Source organism: Dyadobacter soli (genome assembly GCF_900101885.1).
Classification (GTDB): Bacteria; Bacteroidota; Bacteroidia; order Cytophagales; family Spirosomataceae; genus Dyadobacter; species Dyadobacter soli.
The window spans coordinates 145,026-159,864 of the sequence record NZ_FNAN01000011.1; the positions used below are offsets into that span (position 1 = coordinate 145,026).

Below are 14,839 nucleotides of genomic sequence, written 5' to 3' on the forward strand. Positions count from 1 at the left end.
CCCGTAATGCCGGCCAACATTTTCGGCCGTACGACTGATACACAATTTAACGCCCAGTTATCGACTAGCCCATGCAGCAGCTGGATAAAAGATATTATACCCTAACGGTAAAACAGGCCCTTGTGGACCTGAACACCGACCCCGAAAATGGTTTAGAAGATCAGGAGGCTAGCCTGAGGTTATCACAATATGGTCAAAATGTTGTTGAAGACAAGCGGAGGAAAAGTATGCTGTCTACGCTGCTTCGGCAGTTCTCTAACCCGATCGTTTGGATGTTGCTGCTGGCGACTGGCGCTGCCTTTGTTTTCCGCCATCTTGTGGAGGCAGTTGCTGTTCTAATTGTTATTCTGATAAATACAACGATCGGTTTTTTGATGGAGCGGCAGGCGATCCGTTCGATGGATAAGCTCAAAAGTTTGGCGCGAGCAAAGGCAAAGGTATTGCGCAACGGCGAAAGGCGCACACTTGACTCTGCGGACCTTGTTCCGGGCGACCTGCTCTTAATCCAGGCAGGTGATCTTGTGACAGCGGATGCCAGGCTCATCTCTGTAAATAACCTTTCCTTAAAGGAATCGGCACTGAGTGGCGAATCTACCCAGGTAGCCAAAAACACAGCCCCGCTGTCAGACGGCATCCCGGTAGCGGATAGAAGCAACACTGTATTTAAAGGGACGGAGGTCATCAAGGGCAAAGGGGTTGGGGTTATTTTTTCAACTGGGCGGCAAACTGAGCTGGGAAAAATCACGGCACTCGCCCAGGGAGCGTCCAAAGAAGCAACTCCGTTGAACAAGAAACTACGCGAACTAAGTGTCAGGCTAATATGGCTAACAACAGCGCTGACGGTGTTAATTTTCATCTCCGGCATGATCAGGGGAGAGTCGCTGTTACTGATGATCGAAACAGCGATCGCTTTGGCAATTGCTTGTATTCCCGAAGGTCTGCCGGTCATATCCACGCTGTCGCTTGCCCGCGGCATGATAGGGCTGCTTAAAAAGAACGTTCTCGTCAAGACACTTGAATCCGTGCAAACACTTGGTGAAACTCAGGTGATTTTTACCGATAAGACCGGCACTCTTACCGAGAATGAGATGCGTGTGAGGGTAGTCGCCCTCGACGGGTTTATTGAAGATTTTTCCGATGAAATCAGCCATAATAAGCAGCTTAAATACCATCCCGCTTTTCATTTATTTTCCAAAGCGGCTGTGTTATGCAACGATGCTGACCTGCAAGACAGGATAAATGGCGAGCCGAAAGCGGTCGGCGATCCTGAGGAAGTAGCGCTTTTGCGCCTGTCCGGGGACCTGTCCGATGATATTGAACAAATCAGAACGCAAAATCCCAGAATGGCCGAGGTCCCCTTTGATTCTCAGATTAAGATGATGGGAACTTTGCATAGCTGTGAAAATGGCTACTTAACCTGTGTAAAAGGCGCGTGGGAAGAAGTCTCGGGCAGATGCAGCAAGATATTCCGCGAAGGTCAGCCGCAGCACTTTGATAATAAGACCGAATGGAACCGGAAAGTCGAGGAGTTGGCACGAAGCGGGCTCCGCGTTTTAAGCTTTGCGTTTCGTATTTCGGAAGATATCCCACAGCAGGCCATGTTGCTTGACGACCTTGTCTTTATAGGCATTGCTGGTTTCATGGATCCCGCACGGCCTGATATCAAAGAATCAATTCTGTGCTGTCAGCAGGCAGGGATCAAGGTTGTAATGGTTACAGGCGACCACCCAGGGACAGCGGTCGCTATTGCAACAGCCATAGGCTTATCAGACGGTGAGCCCAGCTCCCATATTCATGGGAAGGAAATCTTGGAAAAGCACCTTTCAGCACAGACGGTTGACCGGCTTTTACAGGCTTCGGTTTTTTCTAGGGTTGACCCGGCCCAAAAGCTTGGCCTGGTTTCCCTTTATCAGCAACAAGGGCTCGTCGTGGGAATGACCGGTGATGGAGTCAATGACGCACCGGCGCTCCGAAAAGCAGATATCGGTATCGCGATGGGCGTCCGGGGTACGGGCGCTGCCAAGGAGGCAGCCGATTTGATCATCAACGACGACGCATTTACATCGATCCTCGCTGCGATTCAGTATGGCAGGGTTATATTCGACAATATCCAGACATTTGTGATCTATCTATTATCCTGCAACCTGAGCGAAATACTGATCGTCGCGCTGGCTTCATTCCTTGAATTGCCCATGCCGCTTCTGCCGCTGCAGATATTGTTCCTGAATATGATCACGGACGTATTTCCGGCATTGGCCATAGGAATGAGCCGGGGAGAGCCAGAATTGGTCATGAACAGGCCGCCGCGTAAACCATCCGAAGCCATTGTCTCAAAGGCAAACTGGATTTCGATCGTGGCGTATGCTGGTTGTCTGACCGCAGGGGTTTTGGGGGCTGAGTTCTATGTTTTTTCGACTGCTGGTGGCGAGAGTAAACTCGTTAACAACGTAACCTTCTGCACCCTGATTCTTGCGCAGCTTTGGAATGTTTTTAATATGGCTCAGCGGAAGACGCCATTTTTTGCAAATCAGATAACTGCAAATAAGTATGTCTGGTTGGCGATCTTTTTTTGTCTTGGCGCATTAATGATCACTTATCAGATTCCCGCGCTACCATCCGCGCTTTCCCTTGTGAGCTTAGGGCATGGTTTGTTCGGAATCGTTTTGGTATTTAGTCTAATCCCAGTTGTCCTGGTTCAGTTGTTGAAGAGGGGCTTCGGTATCATTGGGTAAGGACATAAAAAGCGCAGCTCCGGGAAAATGATGACGAATGCTTTGACCGTTGTATGTCGTCTCGCCTCAGGGATGAATAGCCTTTATCCGCCTGTAAATGTCTTTATGGTGGTACAGCGCGCCGTCGGGCGCTGCTTCAAGGAGTGCGTAGGTGATTAGTACTGGAACCGGCGAAGGTAATGCGAACATACTTGATCTGATGTTATGAAACCGGTCTTCGGTAAACGTCTCGGGTAGCAAATCCCGATGCATGAGAAGGTTTGCCAATTTTACCGGCTCGGCCACACGTATGCAACCATGGCTGAGAAAACGATATTCTTCGTCAAAAAGCTCCCGATGATTGGTGTCGTGCAGGTAGACGTTGTACGGACTGTCGATATCGAACTTGATCAGACCGAGGGCATTATCACATCCAGTCGATTGCCGTAGCCGGTAGGGGAAGTTTTTGGCGGACAAGTTTTTCCAGTCGATATTTTCAGCATCCATTACAATGCCTTGTGAATTGAGTACCTGCAACTTCATAGCGCTTAGAAAACCGGATGGGTTGCGCCTGATTTTAGGTAGAAATTCCTTTGTCGCAATAGATCGCGGGACGTTCCAGTAGGGGTAGGTAATTATTCCCGTCAGGTAAGCCCCAAAAATAGGCGTCGGCCTTGAGGGGCTCCCCACGATGACCGGGCATTCGAGCAAAAGGTCCCCTGAGCGGTCTAAGACCCGCAATGTTGCCGAAGGGACATTGACCTGAATGATCATTTGCGAGGCTGCACGGTTCAGCAAACGGTACTCATTGAGGCTGTGCCTGAGAAGAGGCCAATCAAGCAGGCTGTCCGCTTTTGTTTCTAAAATTCTATCCACCAGCTGTCTAAGCTGCTGATAGGGTTGGAATGCCGGCTCGAGCGACTTCATCGCCGCAATGCCGTCGGCCTTGCCTGACAGGACGTTTTGTACTATCTGAGTGATTTTTGCTGAATCGATATGCTCACCGATTGACCACGGTATTCTGTCGTCCCGTCTGCCATAGGCAATCAAATATGCCTGGAGGCTGAGCGATGCGCTATCCAGGCTGCATATACTGGTATCTGCACCGGCGGCCTGCCAAAAAGTTTTCCAGTTTTGTGGCTGCTGAGCCCTCACATTGGAATTGCTCAGCGCTACAAATATGAAGATAATTTTCAATTTAGTAAGACACATATTTGCTTGCTAGCGTTTATTGAGCTTTACAGACCTTATAGATTTGCATCGCACAGGTTGCCTTTTTCTATAAATCGCTCTTTTGACAAGTGGATCCGCACTGGCAACGTTGCGCAATATTGTCGTATTCTTTTTGAGCTTTGCCCTTCAGTTCTTCAAGAGCATCCTGGCATCTCTGTTGAAGATCTTCGATCAAATCCAATCCAGCCTCAGAAATTTTGCGCCGGGTACGCTTGCCTTTCTCCGAAGCAATTAAAATACCTGCCGCCAAACCTGCCGCGGCGGCCATGGCAATGGCGAGTGCAATTCTGATACTTTTCATAATTTGAATGGTTAGCAAAAAAATCGGTTCTGCAAGGTTGCCCCCATCAACGGAGGGAGGGGCAATTGCAGCATAAAGTAAATGGCCTGAAACAACTTAATTTGTGATCACAGAGTTGTTCAATGCTGATCTTGCTCATATTAACTGCTATTCAGAGATCGTAACTTTCTATATGTAAGCTATTTGTTGTCGTTAGTCAATGATGAAGGTAGCGTCGGAGTCATAACCAGCCAATTGTATGAATCTGCCAGCAACGATGCGTGCGATGGTTCTGTCCAAGCCCGGAGAGCCATTGAATCATCTCATTGTACCCGTTCCAAAACCCGGGACCGGCCAAGTGCTCATTAAGGTTGCCGCCTGTAGTGTCTGCCGGACCGATCTTCATATTGTAGACGGCGAATTGAAAGGGGCTATGCTTCCATTGACACCAGGACACGAGATAATGGGTACAGTAGTCGAAATCGGGAAAGGGGTGACTAAGCTGAAAATAGCCGAAATGGTAGGGATTCCATGGTTGGCTCGTACTTGCGGAAAATGCAAGTATTGTTTAACCGGCAGAGAGAATTTGTGCGATCAGGCTCTATTCACGGGCTTTTCAGTTAACGGCGGATATTGCCAGTACACTGTGGCTTTTGAACATTACTGTATCCCGCTTCCTGCTTATTATCATCATCCGTGGGCGGCGCCCCTGCTATGTGCTGGTTTAATTGGCTACCGCTCGTATAGAATGCTTGGCAGGAATAGTGAAAAAATCGGCATTTATGGTTTTGGAGCTGCTGCTCACATATTGATCCAGATTGCCGGATTTCAGAATAAAAAGGTTTACGCGTTCAGTAAAAAGGGAGATAGCGCCGCCCAATTGCTAGCAAAAGAATTGGGAGCAGTCTGGGCTGGTGATTGCTCCCAACCCGCTCCCGAAGAGCTTGACGGAGCAATCATCTTTGCGCCGGTGGGGGAGCTTATCTGCAAAGCCCTTTCAGATATCGAAAAAGGTAGCACTGTCGTCTGCGGGGGGATCCACATGAGCGATATCCCAGGATTTGAATATCGTTTGCTGTGGGGGGAACGAGTGGTGAGGTCAGTCGCCAATCTGACCGTCAAGGATGGGCAGGAGTATTTCCAACTGGCAATGAGGGTTCCTCTCAAAACACAGGTTCAGTTTTATAAACTGTCACAGGCCAACCAAGCCCTAGGCGATCTCAGGGAAGGGAGAGTTTACGGTGCTGCTGTTTTGGTCATGGATGAGCAAGGAGAGTGATACAAATTTTAGGAATAATCTTGTTTGATGGTGATAGGATGATTGAGTAAGCAAGCGAAAGATGAAAAATGACAAAACAGATATTGTGGAAAACAAGAGCCCTGGCTCATTGATCAGCGGGGCTCTGGCAGTTGATTCTGAACTGGCCGAAAGTGTGTTTGAAATCCTGCACGGAGATTGTATGATCGAAAGCGCCAAAATATCAGTGCGGGTTTTAAATCGCACTGTTTACCTTGAAGGTGCTGTGAATTCTGAAAACGAGCGGAATATGGCTTACCATGATGCCATCAATATTTTTGGCGTAAGAAGCGTTGTAAACTATTTGACTTTCCCATATCCCTATATAAGGGTGAATAAGGGGTAAATTAGTTAATGTTCCAGGTTACAGTAAAAACTTACATAAAGCGTGAAAGATGCTTTGCTCTGCGGTATGGCGCCAGCTGAATTTAAGGTTTAACTTAACGGCCACAGTCATGGCAATTAGTGTCTGTTGGCAAGAGGTTGTTTGAGCTCATCGGCAAGATAAAGCCTTTTAAATCTGCTCCCATTTTAAAGTTCTGCCAAACTCCGTTTGGCAAATAGCTACGATCTAAATTGTAACCGTCATAACGTCTGTTGCATGGGTGCGGGAATCTTGCCCGGGTCCTGCTCAACAATCAATCAAAATCTGGTCGGTGGTCCGCTTCCATTTCGCATTTATGTAAGTTACCTGAATCTGTTACAGCAGATTATTAGTACCTGGTACAGTCAAAGGCGATACTGGGCTTTTTCCGTGGTGATCCGGCAAACATTACTGAATTGCGTATTATATATCCCGGCTAAGGTTTGACGTCGATCGGCTCGTTTAAAATTCTCACCGGCGAGCCACTGATCCGGTAAGCGAGATAATTCCTAAGTGTAGATATTGATAACGCCGTCTTTATCCCTAATAGCTCGATTTACACCACGGCCAGGTATGATTAATATGTATTATTGGCGATTTGTTGGCTGGAAGTCGTCTGCATATTTCCGATGAATCCTTATCGCCACATTGAAAATGTATGATAAATAAGCAGAATGTTTGCTTTGTTGATGGATAACGGACTGCTTTTTTGCTAGGATTTCCTGACTTTAATCACTAACCAGATAAAGACGAAGATAATAATCAAGATAAAAATCAGATGCTGGAAAGTTTGCATTTGGGACAAGACGCTAGCTAAGCCTTGATGAAAAAACACTCCACTTGCAATGTAGCCCGATACATAAAATAAGGTAGTCAGCGTGTTAACTACGAAAAAGTGCTTCCAGCCAACACCTGAGGAGGCTGCGAGAATAGGGCTAAGAAAACGGACTTTTGGGAGTAATGCGCATAAGATTAGCGTGCGTGTAGTATGGGTTCTAAGCTGGCCTTTTAGCTCGGACAAGAGCTTACCATCGTAATTCTGAGCCAACTTACCGGTAAAACGGCGTCCTTTGCCCGAAAGGTAAAACAAAGTGTTGTCTACAATCAGCAAGCCGGCAAGTGCAAAGCCGCCAGCCACAAATAAATTGAGATGGTTGTGTTTGCAGGTATATCCCAGTGAAATCAGGGACACTTCTTCCGGTATGGGTGTGAACTGTTCGAAAACTAGAAACCATAGGAAAATCCCCAGATAGGAAAAGTGATGGATATATGTTGATATGTCTGTTGTTTGCATTTGACGCAGCTTGCGGCTTTCAGATGAATTACTCAATAGTATAACTCAGCCGGTTTGCATACACGACCGAATTGTCACTCAGAATTGCATATGCCCTGTAATAGAAGAAAGTCCTTCCCGCAATGATATCTTTCATGTAAGCATACTCATTGGTACCCAGGATCAGCTTATTATCAAAAACAACCTTGTTGTCGCTGATGGTAGGCAGCTGATTATGATTTCCCACACCTCGGAAATAGGCGGTAAATACCACCCCGTGCTCAATAATCGGCTGATCTCCAAGTTGAGTCGCCTGGATTCTGAAAACGGTCGATTGCGTTGCCGGGCTAAACGAAAGTGTCAGTATTTGAATCTGAGAAGTTGGTATCTGGTGATCTTTGACACAAGAGGAAAGCATTGCCATTACCAAAACCAGGAATACTAAATGAGAGGACAGTCGATGAGCGCTTGGAGGTACCTTGTTGAACGTTTTCGGCACAAGGCTACTAACCGAAGCTTGTGTGGATCCACCTTCTTTGCGTGGAGGCAGTTCTTCTGGTTGTGTTAAAGGATGTTGCTCGGGCTCGGGAACTATCTCAGGTTCATAGGGAATTTGCGGACGGACTGGGGCGTCCGGGATGAATTCGGGCTTTGCCGGCTGGCCTCCGATTTCAGGATCGATAGTCAGGATATTTTTCATTTCAGGGATAGGTTAACTGTATATGTTCAGATTTTGCCCTTGCTAGCGGTGCGCGATGAAAAGGGGAGTCTTGAGCTGCGCCATTAAATGGTCGGCCATATCGACGCGAAGCCAGCGGGAAACCATTGATCGTTGGAAAGCACCCAGGACAACCAGCTCATCATGGTGTTTATTTTTGAGATGCTTTATGATTTCAGCAACCGGCTCGCCGTGGACTATTTTGTAGGACGCGTCCGGGAAATGCCGCTTCATAAACTCTTTCATCAACCGGTTTTCGGGTAAATGCAAATCAAGGCGGTAGGGTTTAACGGTCAGCACTTCAATAGGTAGTTTGCCCAGGCTTGGCAGCAAGTAGCTGAACATCTTGATAGCATATACCGAGGCGGGGCCTCCGTCATAAAGCAGGACTACTTTTTCGATATTTTCGAACTGCTGGGGTACGACCACCACCGGGCATTCCGCGTTTTCCAGCAGGTGCCTCACAAAGCTTGTCGGTACATCCTGATCGAAGCGGGAAAATGTTTCTTTTTTACAGATGATCATCAGGTCCGCATACAGACTTTCATGTAACAGTTGCGGCATGGCTGCGCTCTTGCCGTGATGGATAGTGAAATTAATACGGGCAGATTGGCATGTTTCCGTGAACTGTGAGGCGGCATAATCCTGGACCATTTTATCGTGTTCGTCCAGCGCGCTAGTGATGTTTCCCTCCACTGTGTCTTCCAGTGTGAGGTCGTAAATTGAATAGCTATGATAATTTTTGTCCTCGTTAAAAACCCCTACCAAATGTGAGTGGGTTTCACGGGTCAGTTGGGCGGCGTACTCTGTTGTGCTTTCAGAGTACTTTAATCCGTCAATGGCGGCGATGATTTTCTTCATGGTCGGATGAGTGTTTGTGAAACGTTATTGGTTAAAGATACAGGGCCGACTCTGGGTCAGCAGCGATGGTGATCAATGCCTGATATGATCAGCGTCAGTGCTTTGTCTGCTGCCGGGGAGCTTGCAAGTATCGTTCGAACGCAAGAGCAGCTGCTTGCGCTAAGCCAGTCATTCAGTCGGATTGGCTGTCTAATTGAAGCCTTGTGCGATGTCTGGTACCGTTCCTCACGAAGGTGACTGTGACTTTTTGGCCGGGGTGTGACCGGGCAATCCATTCGCTGAGCTGTGCCGTAGATGCTATTTGAACATTGTCCGCTGCAATGATGATATCCCCAGGCTCCAACCCAGCTGCGCGGGCTGACCCGGCATCCTCAATATCTTCAACTAACATTCCTGCAACACGCTGCCCACTTAGCTCCGCTACTCCGGCTGCCTCCATTTCTAAGGTTCTCATGCCAAAGCTTCCTCGTCTTGCCTTACCATAATTGAGCAGGTCGTCGGCAGTCTTTTTGACCACCTCGACCGGTATTGCGAACGAGTAGCCTGCGAATACGCCATTAGGTGATGCAATAGCGGTGATGATACCTGTTAATTTTCCATCCAGATCTACGAGCGCGCCGCCGCTATTGCCTATATTGACAACCCCATCGGTCTGAATGAAGGACTGCAATACCCAACGAGCACTTTTTTGAGCAATATTTCGTGCTTTGAAGCTAATGATACCTTGTGTTATGGTGGAGGTAAAGTTCAGAGGGTTCCCGGCAATAAGCGCTATGTCGCCACTCATCAGAGAATCCGAATTTCCGAATTGCAAAAATGGTAATCCGCTTTCATTGATGCTCAGCAAAGCGAGATCGGTTGCCTTGTCTGTCCCAACGATCCGTGCGGCATACGATCTGCTGTCGCTAAGTATGACTTCAATTTTGTCGGCGTTCTCAATGACGTGATAATTGGTGATAATGTAGCCGTCTTCACTGATCAGGACTCCCGACGCGGAGCCACTTCCGTCCTTGTTGCGGTCCGCGGCTGAATGTTTGTAAGGCCCAACCACATCCTTATCGAAAAAATCAAAGTAGAAGTCCGGAATTGCTTTTGGGATTTCTTGTAAGTATGTCGTTCTGACCCGGACAGTTGATTGTGTTGCGCGTTGGGCCGCATACCTGAAATTGAAGCTGTGCATACGTTGCCGCCTTGCAGGCGGGGTTGTTTTACTGGCTGCCAATCCTTGTTTTGCAGCAAATGATTGGAGCAAAATTTTGGCAGCGGGCTTCTCTATTTGCTGACCCTGACCTTTGCAGGCCGATAGTACCACACAAAGATTCACCGCAAAAAGCCATATGAATATTTTTCGATTAATGCGACCTGGGCTCATACTCTGGCATATCTTTAAAATCCTTCCTTGTAGGTAAAGTTTTTAATATGGCCGCATTCTTTTTCTGATCGATGCTTGCGCGAAAGATGACCATTGTCAGCATGTTTTACATTGAGCTATGCGATATTTATCAATGAGTTGTAAAAAGAGAAATTATGATGACTCTCGTCTGTGGATTGCCTGGATCAGGCAAGAGCTATTTTGCTTCCCGACTTGCCACAAGAATAAATGCAGACTACATAAACAGTGACCGGGTTCGTAAAGAGCTGCTGGCTATGGGGAGGTACTCGCTCGAAGATAAGCTTCGTATTTACCAACATATGGCTGAAAGGGCAGGGGCGCTAGTCAGCCAGGGGAAAGACGTCGTAGTAGACGCTACATTCTATCATCATACTATGCGCGAGCTATTCACCCAAACTGCTCTGCAAAATCGGTGTCCGATCCGGTTCATTGTAATCGTGGCTTCTGAGGCACTTGTAAAAGAGCGGCTATCACGGCCAAGAACCGAGAGCGAAGCCGATCTGGGCGTATATCTGGCGATGAAGGCTCAGTTTGAAAAGTTTACCCAGCCACATCTTCGGCTGCAATCGAAAGCAGACAATATCGAACAGATGCTGGCCGCGGCAGTGGATTATTTAACCGTCACTAATGGAAAGCATTGAAATCAATTGCCTTGCCAGGGAGGGCAGCTTTCAGGGAATGCCGCTAAATGCGTCCCTGTTGCAGACGCATATCTCCTGGATTTTACTCAGTGGCAACAAGGCCTTTAAGATCAAAAAGCCTGTTAAACTTTCATTCCTGGATTTTTCGACAATTCAGGCTCGAAAACTAGCTTGTGAGAAGGAGCTGGAAATCAACCGGCGTTTTTCGCCTATCTATCAGGGGTTGCTTCCGGTTAAAAGGACAGGTAATACCTTTTGTATCGGCGGGGCCGGAGACGAGATTGTTGACTATGCCGTGATGATGCGCAGGCTTTCCACCGGGCGGAAAATGGATGCAATGCTGGCTGCCGGAAAGGTGGAAAGCAATCATATTGTCTCGCTGGCCAAACTGGTTGCATCATTTCACCAGAGCGCAGGGGTAATTTCGCTACCATTACAGCTCAACGAAATGTCCACAACCTTTGATGACATTCGCACGGTGTCCGGGTTTGTAGTTGAGAATCTGGGGGCTGCATATGGCGATCTTATCGAGCATGCAGTAGCGGTCAGCACACAATTTTTGCACGTCTACCTACCACGCATGAACGAAAGGGTCAGACTTGGTTTTCGAAGGGACCTTCACGGCGATTTGCATTCGGGAAATGTCTTCCTGTACAAAAAGCCAATCCTGTTCGACTGCACCGAATACAACGACCGCTTCCGGCAGATAGATGTACTCGATGAAATCGCATTCCTTTGTATGGACCTTGAACGCTTCGGGCAGTTTTCACTTTCGGAAATGTTTATCTCGCTTTATTGCGAGGATTTTCCCTGTTTTCAGACTGAATCAGACAACCTGATTTTTATTTACTACAAATGTCTCAGAGCCAATATCAGGGCCAAGGTTTGCGTAGTGACCGCGATGGCTACACCCGATGAGAGAAGCAGACGAGAGGCGCTGGGCTTATGCAAGAAATATCTGGACCTTTTAAGTAGTTATACTGGCCAGCTTGCAGTGCAATAGGAGGCCCTCTGGTCCATTGTGTTACCGGAATATTAGGTTGATAACCAATTGTTTTGCATATGACCAAGGTCATCATTTGACAATCTGATAACGAGCAACTTTGTGTAGTAACAATTCCAAGAAAACATGCTACGCTATCTGCTTTTCGCGCTTTTGTTGCTTCACGGAGCTTTTCATTTGGCAGGTTTTTTTGCCCCGGTCGCTGGCCGTGTGATGGCGATTGACAGAGCACCCGGTATTTATTGGGCCGCCTGTTCGGCCCTGTTCGGACTTACCGCGCTTCTATTGATCCTGCATGAAAAGCACTGGACTTGGGTAGCGCTTCTGGCGGCCCTTACCTCGCAGGTGCTTATCGCATCGGCTTGGGAGCAGGCGCGTTTTGGGACCGTGCCTAATATAGTGATCGTATTGGTGGTACTGGCGTTGCTATTTGTCAAAGAGGCGCCCGTAATGTTTCGGGATTGACCTTCAAATTTACTTCAAACACTTACTGGAAATATCTGATGACTTCCTTTACTACTACTCAAACCTTATTGGCATTGTGGCGCGAGGCCCGCACACGATTTTCCGATCAACTGCCGGCATTAACAGAACAGGATTTAACAAAAAGACTGCCAGGGACGCAAAATAGTGTGGGTTTTCTGATCAGGCATATCGGCGAGGTTGAGATGCTTTTTGTGAAAAATGTCTTCGGGGAGCATGTCCAGGTGAAAGCCAAAACCTTGATTGCGCAGCATGATACCGGGGAATGGACTGATCTGGATGATTTGCTCTCTTTTGTGCGCCAGTCAGTCGACGCGCTTGAATCGGTGATTTCCGAGCAGACCGAGCAGGATTGGCATCGTGAAATTGTGACACGGGAATTTGGTAAGAAGACACTGGCCGAGTCGCTGGGCAGGATCATTTCGCATACCGCTCATCATGGTGGTCAAGTGGCCGTGATTCTTAAATATGCCGCTGCCCAGCCATCGATGACATTGGAAGTGGAGGTTGATGCCGGGGAGTAGTGTCATCCAACCCGGTACTATCACTTTTAACCCTTAAAATTTATGAGAGCACCAGTGAAATTTTCGTGGTTTTGTGTTTTGCTGATCTGCTGGTCGCTGCTTGCCTGCACCGACCATCAGGAACCAGGTACGGAGCGGTTCCGTATCAAAAAGCTCACCAAGAGCTTGTCCTATCAGCATGGATACAGTGTTGTAAGCATACTTGGTTATGACTGGCAGGGCAGAGTCGATTCTGTTTACAGCTACCAGACAGGGGACAGCGCCCATTCACCTACTCAGACCAGTAAGTTCCAGTATGATAACCAGGGCAGGCTGGCTCAGATGACCAGGACGCTCAGCACTGGTGGCTCGGAGCGTTATGTGTATGCCTATGAAGGGACGGGGAAGATTTCTTCGATAAGATACACGGGAGGCGACAATGACTATTACGATTTTGTACCCAACTACGATGGGGCCGGAAATCTGACAGAAATCAAACGATCATTCCATTTTTACAGCTCTATTTCATACAGTCAGCAGAATCAATATACGTTCAGTAGCGGAAATTTAAGCAGGTTGATTGCTACAACCACGATCGAAAAGGTGGTTCCAGGCACTTCGGTTTCAACTACGGACTTTGTTTACGACGATCATCCTAATCCATTTTATGGTATTGCATTAATTCCCGCCCCGGTAGGCATTGCCTCACCGACCAGTGGTAATTTCTCGCACTATACTTATTGCGGAGGTGTCGACAACTACCTTCACCTGAGCCGGAACAATCCTACCTCTTCCAATATCAAGGGATACACCCAGACGCTTTATCGCTATCAATACAATGCATTCGGACTACCTGAAACCCGCGCGACGCTCGTCAAGCCATTGCTTGATCAGCCTGCGGTATTGTCGGAAACAGTAGTGTTCGACTACGAAGCATATTGATCGTATAGACGTGAGCGGTAGGCTCTTCTTGTTGTTGTTTAATCTAACCTAAATCGAGCTATGAGTAGCATTTACATTTCGCTGGTTAAAGCCATTGCCCGCGCGATCCGGCCGCATCAGGCGGGAGACAGTGTGCCCACAGCCCATTCACCAAAGGATTTTCAGGCGTTTATGTCGAAGATCAAAACCAACTCGGGCCGTTTTAAGCGCTAGCTGTTATGGACATTATTAAACCACTTTCCAGAGGGCAAGTGCCTTCTAATGCGCGCGGGAAGGTTGCTACTGCGACCAAATGGGCATTACGCGTCATCACTTTGCTGATTTTGGTTTTCTTCTTAGGCCGGTTGAACCTGTATCTGCGGTTCAGCGGCGATGTAGCACGGCTGCTGGCGAATGCGGCCGATGTTTCTGCCAACAAATTCAATTATCGCCAGTTGGAAGGACTGCCGAGCCCGGTACAACGATATTTCAGGCATGTGATCAGGCCCGGGCAATCCTATATTTCGAGCGTGCATCTGCTGCACTCCGGTTTTTTCAAAACCGACCTTAAAAAAGGCTGGGTGTCAATTTCGGGAGAGGAGTATTTCACGGCTCACCGCCCCGGATTTGTCTGGAAAGGAAAAACTGCCACCTTCACCGCGCGTGATATGTTCATCGATGGTAAAGGGCGGCTTGTGGTGCACCTGTTTTCTCTTTTTCAGATACAGGACAGCCAGGGGCCGCAATTTAACCGGGGTGAGCTGATGCGCTGGCTTGGCGAAAGTGTTTGTTTTCCAACAAACCTTTTGCCCTCCAAGGACCTGAAGTGGTACCCGGTTGATGAGCGGTCGGCCCGACTGGAATACACCTACCAGGGGATGTTGATAAGTTTCATGGTCGCTTTCAATGCCAACTATGAAATCCAGCAAATGACAGCGATGAGAAATATGGGCGACGGCCCCAGACAGAAATGGGTTACGCGCCTGAGTGATTATCAACTTCGCGAAGGTATGCTGATTCCGACCGTGCTGGAGGCCGCCTGGGATCTTCCGGAGGGTTATTTCCCCTATGCACGCTTTGTGACTACGGAAATCGAGTACAATCAAGCCATTTAACCGGCCTGTTACGAATTATTTATAGTTGAATATTAATCTGAAA

Annotated in this window: 16 protein-coding genes; 10 read left to right on the forward strand and 6 right to left on the reverse strand. The window is 47.9% G+C overall.

All coding sequences use genetic code 11. The annotated features are described in order from the left end of the window. Nucleotides 1-71: 71 nt before the first annotated feature. Nucleotides 72-2,732, forward strand: coding sequence for a cation-translocating P-type ATPase (locus tag BLQ88_RS19100; protein WP_090153440.1), 2,661 nt, complete (start codon nucleotides 72-74; stop codon nucleotides 2,730-2,732). Nucleotides 2,733-2,798: 66 nt separating this feature from the next. Here the strand turns inward: BLQ88_RS19100 and BLQ88_RS19105 are convergent, their stop codons facing one another. Together BLQ88_RS19105 and BLQ88_RS19110 are read right to left on the reverse strand one after the other, a co-directional pair. Then, entirely contained in the window at nucleotides 2,799-3,908 is a 1,110-nt protein-coding gene (locus BLQ88_RS19105) for a L,D-transpeptidase family protein (RefSeq protein ID WP_176885025.1), read from the reverse strand. A gap of 82 nt (nucleotides 3,909-3,990) precedes the next feature. Beyond that, on the reverse strand, nucleotides 3,991-4,245 hold the full coding sequence (locus BLQ88_RS19110; protein WP_090153444.1) for a YtxH domain-containing protein: 255 nt from the start codon (nucleotides 4,243-4,245) through the stop codon (nucleotides 3,991-3,993). Between the two features lie 238 nt (nucleotides 4,246-4,483). On the opposite strand from BLQ88_RS19110, the gene BLQ88_RS19115 reads away from it, so the two are divergent. After that, nucleotides 4,484-5,503 carry a zinc-dependent alcohol dehydrogenase family protein gene (locus BLQ88_RS19115; RefSeq protein WP_218132927.1) on the forward strand — a complete coding sequence of 340 codons (1,020 nt, stop codon included), beginning with the start codon at nucleotides 4,484-4,486 and terminating at the stop codon, nucleotides 5,501-5,503. 61 nt (nucleotides 5,504-5,564) lie between these two features. Continuing rightward, complete coding sequence (locus tag BLQ88_RS19120) at nucleotides 5,565-5,867, forward strand: BON domain-containing protein (protein WP_090153447.1); 303 nt, start codon at nucleotides 5,565-5,567, stop codon at nucleotides 5,865-5,867. 730 nt (nucleotides 5,868-6,597) lie between these two features. On the opposite strand, the gene BLQ88_RS19125 is transcribed toward BLQ88_RS19120, so the two are convergent. The 4 genes from BLQ88_RS19125 to BLQ88_RS19140 form a co-directional block, all read right to left on the reverse strand. Then, nucleotides 6,598-7,179: a DedA family protein gene (locus BLQ88_RS19125; RefSeq protein ID WP_090153449.1), complete on the reverse strand. Its 582-nt coding sequence runs from the start codon at nucleotides 7,177-7,179 to the stop codon at nucleotides 6,598-6,600. A 28-nt stretch (nucleotides 7,180-7,207) separates the two neighbouring features. After that, on the reverse strand, nucleotides 7,208-7,858 hold the full coding sequence (locus BLQ88_RS19130; RefSeq protein WP_090153450.1) for a hypothetical protein: 651 nt from the start codon (nucleotides 7,856-7,858) through the stop codon (nucleotides 7,208-7,210). A 42-nt stretch (nucleotides 7,859-7,900) separates the two neighbouring features. After that, the gene (locus BLQ88_RS19135) at nucleotides 7,901-8,737 is read right to left on the reverse strand and encodes a universal stress protein (protein WP_090153452.1); all 837 of its coding nucleotides are present in this window, start codon (nucleotides 8,735-8,737) and stop codon (nucleotides 7,901-7,903) included. Between the two features lie 172 nt (nucleotides 8,738-8,909). After that, nucleotides 8,910-10,109, reverse strand: coding sequence for a S1C family serine protease (locus tag BLQ88_RS19140; RefSeq protein WP_090153453.1), 1,200 nt, complete (start codon nucleotides 10,107-10,109; stop codon nucleotides 8,910-8,912). Between the two features lie 155 nt (nucleotides 10,110-10,264). Here BLQ88_RS19140 and BLQ88_RS19145 point away from each other — a divergent pair, with 155 nt between their 5' ends. From BLQ88_RS19145 to BLQ88_RS19170, 7 genes are all read left to right on the forward strand, one after another. Then, nucleotides 10,265-10,771 carry a P-loop nucleotide/nucleoside kinase family protein gene (locus tag BLQ88_RS19145; protein ID WP_090153455.1) on the forward strand — a complete coding sequence of 169 codons (507 nt, stop codon included), beginning with the start codon at nucleotides 10,265-10,267 and terminating at the stop codon, nucleotides 10,769-10,771. Further along, a complete protein-coding gene (locus BLQ88_RS19150) occupies nucleotides 10,758-11,774 on the forward strand; it encodes a hypothetical protein (protein ID WP_090153456.1) in 1,017 nt (338 codons plus the stop codon). Before BLQ88_RS19145 ends, BLQ88_RS19150 begins: the two co-directional genes overlap by 14 nt. A 126-nt stretch (nucleotides 11,775-11,900) precedes the next feature. After that, complete coding sequence (locus BLQ88_RS19155; protein ID WP_090153458.1) at nucleotides 11,901-12,239, forward strand: hypothetical protein; 339 nt, start codon at nucleotides 11,901-11,903, stop codon at nucleotides 12,237-12,239. 38 nt (nucleotides 12,240-12,277) lie between these two features. Beyond that, the gene (locus tag BLQ88_RS19160) at nucleotides 12,278-12,781 is read left to right on the forward strand and encodes a DinB family protein (RefSeq protein ID WP_090153833.1); all 504 of its coding nucleotides are present in this window, start codon (nucleotides 12,278-12,280) and stop codon (nucleotides 12,779-12,781) included. A gap of 42 nt (nucleotides 12,782-12,823) precedes the next feature. Then, entirely contained in the window at nucleotides 12,824-13,702 is an 879-nt protein-coding gene (locus BLQ88_RS19165; RefSeq protein WP_143016875.1) for a hypothetical protein, read from the forward strand. 60 nt (nucleotides 13,703-13,762) lie between these two features. After that, a complete protein-coding gene (locus BLQ88_RS36760; protein WP_176885026.1) occupies nucleotides 13,763-13,915 on the forward strand; it encodes a hypothetical protein in 153 nt (50 codons plus the stop codon). 5 nt (nucleotides 13,916-13,920) lie between these two features. Next, nucleotides 13,921-14,796: a DUF6544 family protein gene (locus BLQ88_RS19170; protein ID WP_218132928.1), complete on the forward strand. Its 876-nt coding sequence runs from the start codon at nucleotides 13,921-13,923 to the stop codon at nucleotides 14,794-14,796. Nucleotides 14,797-14,839 lie beyond the last annotated feature (43 nt).

Coding starts and splice junctions, on each gene's coding strand:
- BLQ88_RS19100 (WP_090153440.1), top strand. CDS start 72: ATGCAGCAGCTGGATAAAAGATATTATACCCTAACGGTAAAACAGGCC.
- BLQ88_RS19110 (WP_090153444.1), bottom strand. CDS start 4,245: ATGAAAAGTATCAGAATTGCACTCGCCATTGCCATGGCCGCCGCGGCA.
- BLQ88_RS19115 (WP_218132927.1), top strand. CDS start 4,484: ATGAATCTGCCAGCAACGATGCGTGCGATGGTTCTGTCCAAGCCCGGA.
- BLQ88_RS19120 (WP_090153447.1), top strand. CDS start 5,565: ATGAAAAATGACAAAACAGATATTGTGGAAAACAAGAGCCCTGGCTCA.
- BLQ88_RS19125 (WP_090153449.1), bottom strand. CDS start 7,179: ATGCAAACAACAGACATATCAACATATATCCATCACTTTTCCTATCTG.
- BLQ88_RS19130 (WP_090153450.1), bottom strand. CDS start 7,858: ATGAAAAATATCCTGACTATCGATCCTGAAATCGGAGGCCAGCCGGCA.
- BLQ88_RS19135 (WP_090153452.1), bottom strand. CDS start 8,737: ATGAAGAAAATCATCGCCGCCATTGACGGATTAAAGTACTCTGAAAGC.
- BLQ88_RS19140 (WP_090153453.1), bottom strand. CDS start 10,109: ATGAGCCCAGGTCGCATTAATCGAAAAATATTCATATGGCTTTTTGCG.
- BLQ88_RS19145 (WP_090153455.1), top strand. CDS start 10,265: ATGATGACTCTCGTCTGTGGATTGCCTGGATCAGGCAAGAGCTATTTT.
- BLQ88_RS19150 (WP_090153456.1), top strand. CDS start 10,758: ATGGAAAGCATTGAAATCAATTGCCTTGCCAGGGAGGGCAGCTTTCAG.
- BLQ88_RS19155 (WP_090153458.1), top strand. CDS start 11,901: ATGCTACGCTATCTGCTTTTCGCGCTTTTGTTGCTTCACGGAGCTTTT.
- BLQ88_RS19160 (WP_090153833.1), top strand. CDS start 12,278: ATGACTTCCTTTACTACTACTCAAACCTTATTGGCATTGTGGCGCGAG.
- BLQ88_RS19165 (WP_143016875.1), top strand. CDS start 12,824: ATGAGAGCACCAGTGAAATTTTCGTGGTTTTGTGTTTTGCTGATCTGC.
- BLQ88_RS36760 (WP_176885026.1), top strand. CDS start 13,763: ATGAGTAGCATTTACATTTCGCTGGTTAAAGCCATTGCCCGCGCGATC.
- BLQ88_RS19170 (WP_218132928.1), top strand. CDS start 13,921: ATGGACATTATTAAACCACTTTCCAGAGGGCAAGTGCCTTCTAATGCG.